Origin of the sequence: Polynucleobacter sp. AM-25C3 (genome assembly GCF_018882335.1) — a bacterium.
Lineage (GTDB): Bacteria > Pseudomonadota > Gammaproteobacteria > Burkholderiales > Burkholderiaceae > Polynucleobacter.
Map to the genome: position 1 here is coordinate 41,217 of NZ_JACVOS010000003.1, position 15,336 is coordinate 56,552.

17 protein-coding genes are annotated in these 15,336 nt (G+C 46.2%); all 17 read left to right on the plus strand.

From position 1 onward, the window contains the following. The first annotated feature begins 7 nt into the window (after nucleotides 1-7). The 17 genes from gyrB (at nucleotide 8) to ICN12_RS02495 (ending at nucleotide 15,302) form a co-directional block, all read left to right on the plus strand. Nucleotides 8-2,506 carry a DNA topoisomerase (ATP-hydrolyzing) subunit B gene (gyrB, locus tag ICN12_RS02415; protein WP_216270496.1) on the plus strand — a complete coding sequence of 833 codons (2,499 nt, stop codon included), beginning with the start codon at nucleotides 8-10 and terminating at the stop codon, nucleotides 2,504-2,506. Nucleotides 2,507-2,512: 6 nt separating this feature from the next. Then, complete coding sequence (locus tag ICN12_RS02420; protein ID WP_216270497.1) at nucleotides 2,513-3,007, plus strand: SET domain-containing protein; 495 nt, start codon at nucleotides 2,513-2,515, stop codon at nucleotides 3,005-3,007. An 11-nt stretch (nucleotides 3,008-3,018) separates the two neighbouring features. Next, entirely contained in the window at nucleotides 3,019-3,243 is a 225-nt protein-coding gene (locus ICN12_RS02425) for a DUF3717 domain-containing protein (RefSeq protein WP_216270498.1), read from the plus strand. A 94-nt stretch (nucleotides 3,244-3,337) separates the two neighbouring features. Then, the gene (locus tag ICN12_RS02430; protein WP_216270499.1) at nucleotides 3,338-4,105 is read left to right on the plus strand and encodes an ABC transporter ATP-binding protein; all 768 of its coding nucleotides are present in this window, start codon (nucleotides 3,338-3,340) and stop codon (nucleotides 4,103-4,105) included. After that, nucleotides 4,102-4,806: an ABC transporter ATP-binding protein gene (locus ICN12_RS02435; protein ID WP_216270500.1), complete on the plus strand. Its 705-nt coding sequence runs from the start codon at nucleotides 4,102-4,104 to the stop codon at nucleotides 4,804-4,806. The genes ICN12_RS02430 and ICN12_RS02435 overlap by 4 nt, the downstream gene beginning before the upstream one ends. Before the next feature lie 22 nt (nucleotides 4,807-4,828). Continuing rightward, entirely contained in the window at nucleotides 4,829-6,052 is a 1,224-nt protein-coding gene (locus ICN12_RS02440) for an ABC transporter substrate-binding protein (protein WP_216270501.1), read from the plus strand. A gap of 17 nt (nucleotides 6,053-6,069) precedes the next feature. Continuing rightward, nucleotides 6,070-6,990 (plus strand): branched-chain amino acid ABC transporter permease, encoded by a 921-nt coding sequence (locus ICN12_RS02445; RefSeq protein ID WP_216270502.1) that lies wholly within the window; start codon nucleotides 6,070-6,072, stop codon nucleotides 6,988-6,990. A 1-nt stretch (nucleotide 6,991) separates the two neighbouring features. After that, on the plus strand, nucleotides 6,992-7,921 hold the full coding sequence (locus ICN12_RS02450; RefSeq protein WP_216270503.1) for a branched-chain amino acid ABC transporter permease: 930 nt from the start codon (nucleotides 6,992-6,994) through the stop codon (nucleotides 7,919-7,921). A gap of 231 nt (nucleotides 7,922-8,152) precedes the next feature. Continuing rightward, nucleotides 8,153-10,078, plus strand: coding sequence for a tRNA uridine-5-carboxymethylaminomethyl(34) synthesis enzyme MnmG (gene mnmG / locus ICN12_RS02455; RefSeq protein ID WP_216270504.1), 1,926 nt, complete (start codon nucleotides 8,153-8,155; stop codon nucleotides 10,076-10,078). Next, a complete protein-coding gene (gene rsmG, locus ICN12_RS02460; protein ID WP_216270505.1) occupies nucleotides 10,071-10,733 on the plus strand; it encodes a 16S rRNA (guanine(527)-N(7))-methyltransferase RsmG in 663 nt (220 codons plus the stop codon). Before mnmG ends, rsmG begins: the two co-directional genes overlap by 8 nt. 25 nt (nucleotides 10,734-10,758) lie before the next feature. After that, the gene (locus tag ICN12_RS02465; protein WP_216270506.1) at nucleotides 10,759-11,529 is read left to right on the plus strand and encodes a ParA family protein; all 771 of its coding nucleotides are present in this window, start codon (nucleotides 10,759-10,761) and stop codon (nucleotides 11,527-11,529) included. 20 nt (nucleotides 11,530-11,549) lie between these two features. Beyond that, nucleotides 11,550-12,440, plus strand: coding sequence for a ParB/RepB/Spo0J family partition protein (locus ICN12_RS02470; RefSeq protein ID WP_370624925.1), 891 nt, complete (start codon nucleotides 11,550-11,552; stop codon nucleotides 12,438-12,440). 68 nt (nucleotides 12,441-12,508) lie between these two features. Continuing rightward, nucleotides 12,509-13,003 carry an ATP synthase subunit I gene (locus tag ICN12_RS02475; protein ID WP_216270508.1) on the plus strand — a complete coding sequence of 165 codons (495 nt, stop codon included), beginning with the start codon at nucleotides 12,509-12,511 and terminating at the stop codon, nucleotides 13,001-13,003. A gap of 39 nt (nucleotides 13,004-13,042) precedes the next feature. Further along, nucleotides 13,043-13,918: a F0F1 ATP synthase subunit A gene (gene atpB / locus ICN12_RS02480; protein ID WP_216270509.1), complete on the plus strand. Its 876-nt coding sequence runs from the start codon at nucleotides 13,043-13,045 to the stop codon at nucleotides 13,916-13,918. 45 nt (nucleotides 13,919-13,963) lie between these two features. Beyond that, a complete protein-coding gene (atpE, locus tag ICN12_RS02485; RefSeq protein ID WP_012357116.1) occupies nucleotides 13,964-14,230 on the plus strand; it encodes a F0F1 ATP synthase subunit C in 267 nt (88 codons plus the stop codon). 63 nt (nucleotides 14,231-14,293) lie between these two features. Continuing rightward, a complete protein-coding gene (locus tag ICN12_RS02490; protein WP_216270510.1) occupies nucleotides 14,294-14,764 on the plus strand; it encodes a F0F1 ATP synthase subunit B in 471 nt (156 codons plus the stop codon). Between the two features lies 1 nt (nucleotide 14,765). Beyond that, nucleotides 14,766-15,302, plus strand: coding sequence for a F0F1 ATP synthase subunit delta (locus ICN12_RS02495; RefSeq protein WP_216270511.1), 537 nt, complete (start codon nucleotides 14,766-14,768; stop codon nucleotides 15,300-15,302). Nucleotides 15,303-15,336: the final 34 nt, after the last annotated feature.

Consider the following 15,336-nt stretch of genomic DNA (forward strand, 5'->3'; position numbering starts at 1 on the left):
GAAAAAAATGACTGAAGAAAAAAAGGTAGTAGAGCAGTACGGTGCATCATCGATCCAAATCTTAGAAGGTCTTGAAGCTGTTCGTAAGCGCCCAGGGATGTATATCGGGGATACCTCCGACGGCACCGGCTTACACCATTTGGTTTTCGAAGTTCTTGATAACTCCATTGATGAAGCTTTAGCGGGATACTGTTCCGAAATTACCGTTGTCATTCAAACTGATAACTCTATTTCTATTGTTGATAATGGACGCGGCGTTCCAACTGGCATTAAATTCGACGACAAACATGAGCCAAAGAGAAGTGCGGCTGAGATTGTGATGACCGAGCTTCATGCTGGTGGTAAGTTTGACCAAAACAGCTACAAAGTTTCTGGTGGTTTACATGGGGTTGGTGTTAGTTGTGTAAACGCACTCTCAAAATGGTTGAGATTGACTATCCGTCGTGATGGCAAAGCCCACTACATGGAGTTTGCCTGTGGCGTAATTCAGAATCGCAACATTCAAGAAGAAAATGGTGTTGCTACATCACCAATTACTATTACCGGCGATACAAATTTAACGGGAACTGAGGTCCATTTTCTGGCCGACGAAGGTATTTTTGGGAATGTGGAGTTCCATTACGAGATCTTGGTCAAACGTATCCGTGAACTTTCATTCTTAAATAATGGGGTGCACATCAAATTAATTGATCAACGCTCTGGTCAAGAAGAGGATTTTGCATTCTCAGGTGGTGTTAAAGGGTTTGTTGAATACATTAATCAAACCAAAAACGTTCTACATCCCAATATTTTTTATGCAGAAGGTATTCGCCCATCAGACCTAGGTGGCAACATTACCGCTGAAGTGTCAATGCAATGGAATGATAGTTTTAGTGAGCAAGTTCTTTGTTTTACTAATAACATTCCTCAGCGTGATGGCGGTAGCCACCTAACTGGCTTACGTGCAGCGATGACGCGCGTCATTAATAAATATATTGATGAGCATGAGGTTGCTAAAAAAGCTAAAGTAGAAATTTCTGGTGACGACATGCGTGAAGGCCTTGCCTGCGTTTTATCCGTCAAAGTTCCAGAGCCTAAATTTTCAAGCCAAACAAAAGATAAGTTGGTATCCAGTGAGGTTCGTGGACCTGTGGAAGAGATTGTTGCAGAGGCCTTAAGCGCCTACCTTCAAGAACGTCCGGCTGACGCCAAAATACTGTGTGGAAAAATTGTAGATGCGGCACGCGCTCGAGAGGCTGCACGCAAAGCACGCGATATGACTCGTCGTAAAGGTGTGCTTGATGGTTTGGGTCTTCCTGGAAAGCTGGCGGATTGCCAAGAGAAGGATCCGACAAAATCCGAATTATTTATTGTCGAGGGAGACTCCGCGGGAGGCTCTGCCAAACAGGGGCGCGATCGTCGCTTCCAAGCCATCCTTCCACTTAAGGGAAAAATTCTTAACGTTGAGAAGGCGCGCTTCGATAAGATGTTAGCAAGCCAAGAAGTGGTTACTTTAATTACCGTTCTTGGTACAGGTATTGGTGCTGAAGAATACAAAGCGGACAAACTTCGTTATCACCGCATCATTATCATGACCGATGCGGACGTTGACGGCAGCCATATCCGTACACTCTTACTCACATTCTTTTATAGACAAATGCCGGAGTTAATTGAGCGTGGTCATATTTACATCGCTCAACCACCTTTATATAAAGTGAAGTTTGGCAAGAATGAGCAATACATTAAAGATGATGTTGAGCTCAACCAACTTCTACTGAAGATTGCACTAGAGTCCGCCTCACTTCAAACACCTACAGGGGAGGTCATTGAAGGTGCCGCACTAAGTGAGCTTGCTACACATTATCAAGTAATTCAATCGATTGTTGATCGCTTATCACGCAATATTGATGAGGATGCTCTGCGTGCTATTGCGTCTGGCACACAACTAAACCTAGACACCGAACAGTTCGCACAAGAATCTGCAGGGCGTTTGCGAGTTGCTCTTGATGATGCCTTAAACCCCTTGGCGTTACCCCCAGAAATTATCGTGCAAAAAGAGGAGCGTACAGATCGCTTCAAGCTTTTGCTCTCACGCCGTATTCATGGCAACCTGAAGTTATCTGCCATCAACTCTGACTTTGTCCATGGTGATGATTATCAGAGCCTAGCCAACGCAGCCGCCGTCTTGTCTGGCAAGGTGTTGCCAGGATCAAAAGTTCGCCGCGGTGATCCAGATAAAAACCAAAAAGAACAATCCGTACAAGACTTCAGGGCAGCCTTTGCGTGGTTACTTTCTGAGGCTGAGCGCGTTCTCAGTCGTCAACGATACAAAGGCCTTGGTGAGATGAACCCTTTGCAGCTATGGGAAACCACCATGGATGCTGGATCACGTACCCTACTTCAAGTAAAAATTGAAGACGCGATTACTGCGGATCAGGTCTTTACTACCCTGATGGGTGATGAGGTTGAGCCGCGCCGCGCCTTTATTGAGAAGAATGCTTTAATCGCCCGCAACCTCGATGTGTAATTATTTATGAGCAAAAAGAAATTAGTAGCACCAAAAATTGATCGTTCCCGTATTGTTGTGAAATCTTCACCCATTCATGGGAGGGGCGTCTTCGTCGCGAATCCTATTAAAAAGGGCGATGCGATCATTGAATACAAGGGTGAGCGTATCAGCTGGAAGCTTGCGGAGAAGCGCCACCCCCATGACCCAAAAGACCCAAACCACACCTTTTATTTTTCCCTAGAAGATGGTCGCTGTATTGACGCCAAATACGGAGGTAATGCTGCGCGTTGGATTAACCACTCATGCAAGCCAATTTGTGAAACACATGAAGATAATTTTGGTGGTGAGCCCCGCGTTTTCATTTATGCAAAAAGAGACCTCAAGGTGGGCGAGGAGCTTTTCTACGACTACTCTCTTGGAGTAGAGGGCCGTATTACCAAGCAAATGAAAAAAGATTATGAGTGTCGTTGTGGTGCGAAGAAGTGTCGAGGAACCATGTTGTCTCTTGATAACAAGTAATACTTTTTGTAATGCTGTTTCTCACCATCCAAGATCTAGAGGCTGCCATTAATTATTGGCGCAGCCAATCACCAGCCCTGGGTGAAGAGCTTCGCTTATGTCCAGAGGCTGTAGCACTTGCAAAACCTTATGCGTTGATGATTGTTCAAGGTTCTCAAAGAGTCCCCATGGATGTTTTGGATGGGGTTGCTCAGGCGGCAATCCATCAGTTTTTAAAAACCACCCAAACTACTTAATAGCTATTCCCCATCCCGTTTAGGGTTATCGCTATATTGGTAAGGGTTGTCTTCAGGTATCCTCAAAGTCTTGCCCAAGGAAGGGTATGAGGATTTGAGCTTGCAAGAAACAATATTAAAAACAATTGGCCTTGGAAAAACATTTAAGGGTTTTTCCGCGGTGAGCGACGTCAATTTAGATGTGACTCGGGGAACCATTCATGCTTTGATTGGGCCCAATGGGGCTGGTAAAACAACCTGCTTCAACCTTCTAACGAAATTTCTAGAGCCCAGCAGTGGCCAAATCCTATTTAATGGTTTTGATATCACCAAAGAAAAGCCGGCGCAAATTGCGCGGCGCGGCGTTGTTCGCTCATTTCAAATTTCTGCCGTTTTCCCACACCTAAGCGTATTGGAAAATGTTCGTGTTGCACTGCAGCGAGGTTTGGGGACGGAGTTCCATTTTTGGAGATCTGGAGACTCTCTTAATGTGCTCAATGAGCGTGCTGAAGAGCTTTTGTGTGAGGTTGGTTTGGCTGACTTTGCCCACGAAGAGACTCTAAACTTGGCTTACGGACGTAAAAGAGCCTTAGAAATCGCCACTACTATGGCTATGGAGCCTGAGTTGATGTTGTTGGATGAGCCAACACAGGGTATGGGGCACGAGGATGTAGAGCGCGTTACAGAGCTTATTGATCGGGTGGCCAAAGGTCGAACTATTTTGATGGTTGAGCACAACATGAAGGTGGTTTCTTCTATTGCTGACCGGATCACTGTTTTGCAGCGTGGCTCCGTTTTGGCTGAAGGCTCCTACCATGAGGTTTCAAACAACCCGCTGGTAGTAGAGGCTTATATGGGCAGCCATGGGGGCGACACCATATGAGTACCATGGCATTAGAGGTTAAAAACCTAGAGTCTTGGTACGGCGAGTCCCACATTCTGCATGGTGTAAATTTCGCTGTCCGTGATGGTGAGGTTGTTACCCTATTAGGCCGTAACGGCGCTGGCCGAAGCACCATCTTAAAAACCATTTTGGGCCTCACAAGCAAAAGAACGGGCTCGGTGGAGATTTATGGCGCGCAAACGATTACCATGCCAACTTACAGAATTGCTCGCTTAGGTGTTGGTTACTGCCCAGAAGAGCGGGGCATTTTTGCAAGCTTAAGTACAGAAGAGAACTTAATGCTGTTGCCAGAGATTGCTCCTGGCGGTATGGGCTTGGATGAGATTTACGAGATGTTCCCTAACCTCTACGAAAGGCGTAACAGCCCTGGCACACGCCTGTCTGGAGGTGAGCAGCAAATGTTGGCCATGGCTCGCATTCTCAGAACGGGCGCGAAACTTCTATTACTAGATGAAATTACCGAAGGATTGGCGCCGGTAATTGTTCAAAAGCTGGGCGAGGTGGTTACCAACCTTCGCAATAAAGGCTTCACCATTGTGTTGGTAGAGCAAAACTTTCGCTTTGCTGCGCCATTAGCTGATCGTCATTATGTGGTTGAACACGGCAACGTGGTTGAGGTTGTCAATCAAAACGAACTTACGGAGAAAGCAAGCTTGTTAAATGAGTATCTTGGTGTTTAGTAGTTATTTATAGGAGACAAAAATGAAGCTAAAGCAAATTACCGCGTGTCTGGTGGCGGCAACCTTTTTTGGTTCAAACCCAGCATTTGCGCAAACATCTAAAGTCAGTGGTGATGTAATCAAAATTGGTGTATTGACAGATCTATCGTCAACCTACTCTGACTTGGCTGGCCCTGGCGCAGTGATTGCGGCAAAAATGGCGATCGCTGACTTTTCTAAAGACGGCACTGTTATTGGTAAAAAGATTGAATTGGTTAGCGCAGATCACCAAAACAAAGCAGATATTGCCGCAAACAAAGCGCGCGAGTGGTATGACAAAGATGGCGTAGACGTCATTGTTGAGTTGGTATCCACCAATGTGGCTTTGGCTGTGATGGAAGTTGCTGAACAGAAAAATAAAATCACCTTGGTTTCTGGCGCAGCTTCATTACCAATCACCAATGAAAAATGTACCGCTAATAACGTGCATTGGACTTATGACACTTATGCGCTTTCAAATGGCACAGCCAAAGCTGTTGTAAAGCAGGGTAAAAAGAATTGGTACTTCCTTACGGCTGACTACGCTTTCGGCGCCGCTTTGGAGAAGGACTCAACCAACGTTGTTAATGCTAACGGCGGTAAAGTGTTGGGAACTAGTAAGCACCCATTCCCCAATAGTGATTTTTCTTCTTATCTCTTAAAGGCACAAGCTAGCGGAGCAGACGTTGTTGCTTTGGCAAACGCGGGTCAAGACACCATTAATAGTGTTAAGCAAGCTTCAGAGTTTGGTATTAATAAGAAGCAAACCGTTGTTCCTTTGTTGATGTTTATTTCTGATGTTCACTCTTTGGGTTTAAATGCTGCACAAGGCATGTATTTGACTGAAGGTTTCTATTGGGATAAAGACGATAAGACTCGCGCGTTTGCTAAACGTTTTATCCTACAACATAAGCGCATGCCTACTAGTGTTCAGGCCGGTGTTTACTCATCCGTTCTTGCTTACCTAGCTGCAGTTCAAAAGGCTGGTACAGATGACACCCAAGCTGTTATGAAGGCGCTTAGGTCGACCAATATTGACGATGGTTTATTCAAAGGAAAAATCCGCGCTGACGGCAAGTTTGAGCATGATATGTATTTGCTAGAAGTGAAGAAACCTTCTGAATCTAAGAGCCCATGGGATTATTACAACGTCAAAGCAGTGATTCCTGCTGCTGAGGCTACTCAACCACTTTCATTGTCACGATGCAAGCTGGTTACTAACAAGTAACTAATTTCTAATTAAGCATGTTTGAACTTCTTGGAATTACCCCACAAGGGCTGGTTGCTCAGCTCTTGGTGGGGCTTATTAATGGCTCCTTCTATGCCATTTTGAGCTTGGGTTTGGCCATTATTTTTGGCCTACTCAACATCATTAATTTTTCCCACGGCGCTCAGTACACCATGGGCGCTTTCGTTGCCTGGATTGGCTTGACACAAGTTGGTCAGTGGATTGGCTTTCCTGAGTTCTCAATTAATTATTGGTTTGCATTAATTCTTGTGCCCTTAGTTATGGCGGGTTTTGGTTTGATTTTGGAACGAACCATGCTGCGTCGCCTCTACCACCTAGATCATCTTTATGGCTTATTGCTGACCTTTGGTTTGGCTTTAATTATTGAGGGCATGTTTCGTCATTGGTATGGCATCTCTGGTGAGAGCTACTCAGCCCCTGAGTTGTTGCAAGGCGCCATTCCGCTAGAGTCAATCGGCATCATTTTGCCGAAGTATCGTTTGTGGGTTGTAGTCGCCTCTTTGGTGGTTTGTTTCTCTACTTGGTATGTGATTGAAAGGACCAAGTTAGGCGCCTATCTGCGCGCCGGCACCGAGAACCCAAAACTACTGCAAGCATTTGGTATTAATGTTCCTCTAATGATTTCTTTGGCTTACGCTTATGGCGTGGGCCTTGCAGGTTTTGCTGGTGTTTTGGCTGCACCCATTTTTCAAGTGAACCCACTCATGGGTTCGAACTTAATTATTGTGGTTTTTGCGGTAGTCGTCATTGGTGGCATGGGTTCCATCATGGGATCCATTTTGACGGGGCTGGCTTTGGGCTTGGTGGAGGGTTTAACTAAGGTGTTTTACCCAGAAGCATCAGGCGTTGTTATTTTTGTGATCATGGCAATCGTGTTGCTTATTCGTCCTGCTGGACTTTTCGGCCGGGAGAAATAACATGAACTCAAAAACAAAATTACTCTACGGCATCTTGGTGTGTATTGCCTTGTTGTTGCCCTTTCAGGATTTCATCTATTTAGTATTTGCAATGAAGGTGTTGTGCTTCGCCCTTTTTGCTTGCGCCTTTAATTTGCTGTTGGGTTTTACTGGCCTCCTCTCATTCGGTCACGCGGCATTTTTTGGTACCTCTGCCTACATTACCGCCTACCTCTGCAAAGAGGCGGGACTATCACCAGAGTTCGGAATTATTTTGGGTGTGCTGGGCTCTGGAGTGCTGGGATTTTTGATTGGCTCTTTAGCAATTCGCAGGCAAGGTATTTATTTTGCGATGGTGACATTGGCCCTCTCCCAAATGGTTTACTTCTTGGCCGTTCAACTTCCCTTTACGGGTGGTGAGGATGGTATTCAAGGTGTGCCACGTGGAATGCTGTTTGGGCTCATTGATTTAAAAGATGACGTGAGCATGTATTACTTTGTATTGGCGATCTTCTTATTAGGCTTTGCTTTAATTGTGCGCACTGTCCACTCACCTTTCGGACAAGTCCTAAAGGCTATTCGTGAAAATGAGCCCCGTGCAATTTCTTTGGGTTACGACGTTGATCGCTTTAAATTAATTTCGTTTGTTATTTCGGCGGCTCTCGCCGGCTTGGCCGGCTCTCTGAAAACTTTGGTTTTCCAGTTGGCAACATTGACCGATGTTCATTGGCATATGTCTGGTGAGGTGGTGTTAATGACTTTACTTGGCGGTATGGGCACCATTCTTGGTCCGGTGGTTGGTGCTGGCATTGTGGTCGGCTTGCAAAACTACCTTGCCAATATCGGATCTTGGAGCACGATTGCCACCGGTTTTATCTTTGTGATCTGTGTTTTGGCATTTCGTCGTGGGGTTGTTGGCGAAATTATCCACCTCTTTAAAAGCAGAAACTAAGCTCATTTACTTCTAGTTGGTTTTAGTGCGGCGCTTCGGCGCCGTACTTATTTATAAATTTTCATGGCCAAGACATGCCTTGATGATTACCTCATACGAAGCTATTTTTATTAATACTCAATCAAATCAAGGGCTTGCAGAGTTAATAGATAATATTTTCGTTTCATAATCATATTTGTTTCACGTGAAACCTACAAAATGCTATGATCATCGCCCTATCAGGGGCAAATCATGCGTTATTCAAAGAACTTCGATGTCATTGTGGTTGGCGGCGGTCACGCCGGAACCGAGGCCGCGCTTGCGGCTGCGCGCATGGGCTGTGACACCCTCTTAATTACCCATAGCATTGAGAATTTAGGTGCCATGAGTTGCAACCCCTCTATCGGTGGTATTGGCAAAGGCCACTTAGTCAAAGAGATCGACGCCATGGGTGGCGCCATGGCTGCGGCTACAGATGAGGCTGGCATTCAGTTTAGGATCCTGAATTCCAGCAAAGGCCCCGCTGTTCGCGCGACCCGCGCACAGGGTGATCGGGTGTTATATAAGGCAGCGATTCGCCGCCGCCTTGAAAATCAAGAAAACCTCACTCTCTTCCAGGCGGCAGTAGATGACTTGCTGGTACAAGGGGATGAGGTTCAGGGCGTGGTTACGCAAATGGGCCTGAAGTTTATGGCTAAGAAGGTGGTGCTAACGGCCGGTACTTTCTTGGATGGAAAAATTCATGTAGGTTTGAATAATTACGCCAGCGGGCGCGCTGGTGATCCTGCAGCCGTTTCTTTATCCGCAAGACTAAAAGAGCTAAAGCTTCCCCAGGGAAGATTAAAAACGGGTACTCCGCCACGGATTGATGGAAGAACTATTGATTTCTCCGTGATGTTGGAGCAGCCGGGCGACTTAGATCCTGTGCCCGTATTCTCCTATTTAGGCCGGCCAGAGCAACATCCAAGACAGGTTCCCTGCTGGATTTCTCATACCAATGAGCAAACACACGACATTATTCGGGGCGGTTTAGATCGCTCCCCAATGTATACCGGCGTTATCGAGGGTGTTGGCCCACGCTATTGCCCTTCTATTGAAGACAAGATTCACCGTTTTGCCTCCAGAAATAGTCATCAGATCTTTTTGGAGCCAGAAGGCTTAACAACCAATGAGTTTTATCCCAATGGCATTTCTACCAGCCTTCCGTTTGATGTTCAGTGGAGTTTGGTACGCAGTATCCGCGGCCTAGAGTCTGCCGTGATTGTGCGCCCAGGTTACGCCATTGAGTACGACTTCTTTGATCCACGCTATTTACGCCATAGTTTAGAGACTAAGGCGATTGCTGGCCTGTACTTTGCCGGCCAGATTAATGGCACTACCGGGTATGAAGAGGCTGCTGCCCAGGGAATGCTCGCGGGTATTAATGCGGGCTTGGCAGCAAAAGGGAAAGAGCCTTGGATTCCAAAACGCAGCGAATCTTATATTGGTGTTCTGGTCGATGATTTGATTGCTTTGGGGGTCCAAGAGCCCTATCGGATGTTTACGAGTCGCGCAGAATATCGCCTTAGCTTGCGTGAAGATAATGCAGATATGCGTTTAACTACGATTGGCCGCGAGCTTGGATTGGTTGATGACTACCGTTGGAATACGTTTTGTAGAAAACAAGAGGCTGTTTCACGTGAAACATCCCGCTTGCAAGAGGTTTGGATTGGGCCAAAACATAGTTCTGCGCAGGCAGTTTCTGGGCTTTTAGGCCAGGATTTATCCCACGAGTGCAGTTTGGCCGATATTTTGAGGCGTCCAGGCATCACTTATGAGGCTATTACGGGGTTGGCAGACGGAATGTGGTCGCCCGGAACATTGGATGATGACTTGGGTTTAGCGCAGCAAATTAGCGATCAAGTAGAAATATCCATTAAGTATCAAGGGTACATAGAGCGGCAGACTGTTGAAATTGCCCGTCAAGAGCATAACGAGAGCTTCCCTTTGCCGGAGTTTTTGGACTACACCCAGGTTCTTGGTTTATCGAAAGAGGTGCAGCAAAAACTCAATTTACATAAGCCGGGAACGCTAGGTCAAGCTGGAAGAATTTCTGGTGTGACGCCTGCAGCGCTTTCCTTGCTGCTTGTGCATCTAAAAAAAGGTTTGGGACGCACTCAAGAAGAAGCCCATGAGTGATGAGTTGATTTCCTTGGGAATTGAGGATTTAGGCCTCAATCTAAGTCCCATCAATATCGGTAATTTAGAGCTCTTTTTACAGGAAATGGGCCGCTGGAATCAAGTTCATAACCTCACAGCAATTGAGGGTGAAAAAAACTCAGTACGATTGCATCTTATTGATTCTATTACAGTTTTACCGGTAATGCGAAAATTTTTAGACTTACAAAACCCCAAGATTGCCGATCTTGGGTCGGGCGGCGGCCTACCTGCAATCCCTATTGCCATTCTGCAGCCGGGGTGGCAAGTGACTCTAATTGAGGCTATCCGCAAAAAAACCGCTTTTTTGCAACACGTGCGTGGCAAGTTGGGTTTAAAGAATATTCAGGTGCTGAGCGAGCGAGTCGAGGCGGTTGCAAAATCTCAGCCTGGACAGTTTGATGCCGTGATTTCTAGAGCATTTACCAATCTAGCCCACTTTCTGGAGCTTTCCCTCCCCCTTCTTAAGCCCGGCGGCTTGGTATTTGCCATGAAGGCTAAACGAGCTGACGAAGAGCTGCAGGATGTTTGTATGGATCAATGGCGACTGGTGGCGGATGTTCCTCTGCAAATTCCAAATTTAGCGGTGGAGCGTCGGCTTTTGGTCTTATCTCCCGTGAGAAAATTACCCCTTTAAAGCACGACATTTTTAAGAAAAAATTATGGCCAAAATATTTTGTATTGCGAATCAAAAAGGTGGGGTTGGAAAAACAACCACTGCTGTTAATTTGGCCGCCGGTTTAGCTGGGCATCAGCAACGTGTTTTGTTGGTGGACTTGGATCCACAAGGTAATGCGACGATGGGATCTGGAATTGAAAAGGCAGATCTCAATAGCACGGTGTATCAAGTATTAATTGGCCTCTCATCAGTGAAAGAATCGGCAGTTCATTGCGAGAGTTCTGGCTACGACGTGTTGCCGGCAAATCGTGATCTAGCGGGCGCTGAAATTGAATTGGTGGATTTGGATTCTCGCGAGCAACGATTGAAAGATGCGCTTGCTGTTGTTGCGAATGACTACGACTTTATTTTGATTGATTGTCCCCCTGCGCTATCGCTGTTAACGCTCAATGGATTATGTGCAGCCAATGGCGTGATCGTGCCAATGCAGTGCGAGTATTTTGCGTTGGAGGGCTTGTCGGATTTGGTAAACACCATCAAACAAGTTCACGCAAACTTAAATCCCGATTTGGTGATCATTGGTTTATTGCGCGTGATGTTTGATGCGCGCATGACATTACAACAACAAGTTTCAGATCAATTGCTCGAGCACTTTGGCGACAAAGTATTTAAGAGCATTATTCCCCGCAACGTTCGCCTGGCTGAAGCCCCGTCCTACGGGCTTCCTGGGGTGGCGTTCGATGGCTCATCACGTGGTGCAAAAGCCTATTTGGAGTTTGGTGCCGAAATGATTGACCGTATTAAACAAATGTAAAACCTAGGAATAATAAAAATATCATGGTTGCAATAAAGAAAAAAGGGTTGGGCCGCGGACTAGAGGCATTGCTCGGTGACAAGGCTCAAAAAGAAACGACGGCTGAAATTAATCGTTTGCCGCTGACCGCATTGCAGGCTGGTAAATATCAACCGCGTCAAAAAATGGAAGCGAGTGCACTGCAAGAGTTGGCAGAAAGTATTCGCGAGCAAGGTGTGATGCAACCATTATTGGTGCGTTTGGTTGCTCCTGGAAAGTACGAAATTATTGCTGGTGAGCGCCGCTTTCGTGCGGCAACTTTAGCTGGCTTAAAAGAGGTGCCGGTTTTAGTTTCTGGTGCTAATGATCAAGCTGCCGCCGCAATGGCTTTAATAGAGAATATGCAGCGTGAAGATTTAAATCCGCTGGAAGAATCACAGGGCTTGGCACGATTAATTGAAGAGTTTGGCTTTACTCATGAGCAGGCCGCCAAAGCAGTGGGTAAATCTCGGAGTGCAATCACCAATTTGCTGCGCTTAAGCCAGCTAGCAAAGCCGGTACAAGCCATGCTTTTGGCGGGTGACATTGACATGGGCCATGCGCGTGCGCTTTTGCCTTTACCTGGGGCAAGCCAGATAGCTTTGGCGCAAAAAATTGCTGCACAGGGCCTATCCGTTCGCGAGGCTGAGAGGATGTCTACAGCCCTGGCGCGAGCCGGGGGGCAAATTGGGGATAAAAAAGCCAAAACTCAGGCCGATTCAGGTACACCAAGTCGCGATCCCGATCTGCGCCGTTTAACCCAAGAAATTGCCGATTTGATAGGCCTAAATGCTGAATTTAAGTTCAAAGGCAAGGGTGGTGAGCTGAGAATCCGCTTTAGCCAGTTTGACGAGCTAGATTCACTATTGAAAAAGCTAGGCGTTGAGTCTTAAAAGTCTTCATAAATGACCCTAAAACATTTGACCTATTGCAGTGCACACATTAAACTCACGGGGCTAAATTGATTCCTCAAAAAAATCAATTTTCCGAGGCAAATGACTGGGATGAGCCTGAAGAAGAGGTGTATCAGGTACTCAGTAAGGCGGAAATGGCGGCGTTGCAAAAAAGCAATGCCCTAAAACATCCCCCGCTATCGCCCTGGAGAATTTTGGCTGCACAAGTAGTGGTTACCGTGCTTAGCATGGTGGTTTGGTCAGTTTTTGGGGAGCCGGTAGGGGTAAGCCTTTATACTCAGTCGGCCTTTTTAGGTGGTTTAATTAGCGTCTTGCCGTCGGCCTTGTTTTTAACCAGGCTGGAGTTGGCGAAGAAAACGCCGATATTGAATCCAGGGAATTATTTGGCGGCATTGGTTTCAGGCGAATTTATCAAAATTGCCGTGACACTGATGTTGTTTATTGGGGTTGCTTATTTAATCCCAGGAGTGCTTTGGGTCCCGCTATTGGTGACTTATGTACTTGCCTTAAAGTGTGTGTGGCTGGCGTGGTTGTGGCGCTAGTAGTAATAAATGAGATTGAACCAAAGGACTAGTTAAGAGATGTCTAGCGAAGTAAACCAAGCCCACGCGGCAGCCGAGCAAATGACGCCAACAGCGTACATTTCTGAGCATTTACAAAATCTCACCAGCACTGGTGAGCATCAAGCTTCTATTGTCGATTTCAGCATCATCAATTTAGATACCATCTTTTGGGCATCCGCCATGGGCCTGCTCGCTGTATTTATTTTGTTGATTGCAGCGCGTCGCGCAACCCCAGGTGTTCCAGGCCGTTTCCAGTGCTTCGTGGAAATGATTGTGGAAATGGCTGATACACAAGCCAAGAGCATTGTTCATGGTGATCGTAGTTATATTGCGCCACTGGCCCTGTTTGTATTCTTTTGGATCATCCTCCTGAATACTTTGGATTTGGTTCCTGTGGATTGGGTTTTGGGCGTAAACCATTTCATCGAGAGTTTTGGTGTCCATGTGCCCCATCACAAGTTGGTGCCGACAACAGACCTGAATGCCACTATGGGCATGTCTATGTCTGTTTTGTTATTAGTCTTCTTTTACAGCTTTAAAGTAAAAGGTTTTGGCGGCTTCTTACATGAACTCATTTCTGCCCCATTTGGCGCGAAGTGGTATTTGGCCCCATTCAACCTTGCTTTGAACATCATCGAATATCTTGCTAAAGGTGTTTCTTTGGGTATGCGACTGTTCGGCAATATGTATGCTGGCGAGTTGGTTTTCCTTTTGATCGCCTTGCTAGGTAGCGTGTGGACATTTAATTTAGATTTATCCCTGTTCGGATTGGTGGGCCATGTTATTGCTGGATCAGCTTGGGCCATCTTCCACATTTTGGTTATTTTGTTGCAAGCCTTTATTTTCATGATGTTGACTTTGGTCTACATCGGGCAAGCGCATAGCCATCACTAAGATTTTTATTTTTAACTTATCTCTTTAACTTCAGGAGTCAGCAACATGCAACAATTTCTCGCAAACATTCAAGGTTTCACAGCAATCGCTATCGGCATCATCATCGGCCTCGGCGCGATCGGTGCTTGTTTAGGTATTGCATTGATGGGTGGTAAGTACATCGAAGCATGTGCACGTCAACCAGAATTGATGGAGCCACTCCAAACTAAGATGTTCCTTTTGGCTGGTTTGATCGACGCTGCGTTTTTGATCGGCGTTGGTGTTGCAATGTTGTTTGCTTTCGCAAACCCACTGCTCGCAGTTATTAAGTAATTGTTTTGGCGTGGATGACCACCGGGTCATCCAACCGTTCTCAACAATACTGAAAGGAATATCGTGAATCTGAACGCGACCCTATTCGCGCAAATGATCGTTTTCTTCGTCTTATGGTGGGTTGTTGCACGCTTCGTGTGGCCACCGCTGGTTAAGGCGTTAGACGAGCGTTCAAGCAAAATTGCCGAAGGCTTAGCTGCTGCCGAGCGTGGTAAAGAAGCGCTCGCATTGGCAAGTAACGAAGCAGAGCAAGAATTAACTAAAGCACGCCAAGAAGGTGTGCAGCGTGTTGCAGAAGCAGAAAAACGTGCGCAAATGTCCGCTGAAGAAATTCGCGTCAATGCACAAGCAGAAGCAGCCCGCATCATTTCTCAAGCTAAGCAAGATGCAGATCAACAAGTAACTCGAGCTCGTGAAGTGTTGCGTGCTGAAGTGGCTGTGTTGGCTGTTAAAGGTGCCGAGCAAATTTTGCGTCGTGAAGTTGATGCAAAAGCCCATGGCGCATTGCTTGATCAACTAAAGGCAGAACTTTGATATGGCTGAATTAGCCACGATTGCACGCCCTTATGCTGAAGCGCTTTTTCAAAGCACTAAGCCTGCAGAGCTTGCCACTTGTTTGGAGCAGTTAAATGAGCTGGCGCAGCTTGCTGCATTGCCAGAGGTTGCTGCTTTATCAAACAATCCAAAAGTTTCTGCGGAGGATTTAAGCAAATTGCTTTCCGGCATGGTGAAGACAAAGCTGGACGGCAAAATCGCAAGCTTTTTGAGTCTTGTAAATCAAAACCACCGCTTATCCGCTATCCCTGAAATCGCAAGTCAATTTGAGGCGATGAAGAATAAGAGCGAAGGTGCAGCAGAAGTAATGATTACTAGCGCATTCCCATTAGAGGGTTCTGCGCTAAATGATTTGTTGTCAAGTTTGAAGAAGCGCTTTGGGGGTAAGGAATTGCGCCCAACTATTCAAGTAGATCCAGCATTGATTGGCGGAGTTCGCATTCAAGTTGGTGATGAGGTATTGGATAGTTCAGTAAAGGCACAGTTAGCTCAAATGCAAGCAAGTCTTGGCGCATAAGTTATCCCTATTAAGAACATACGAAATAAGACCC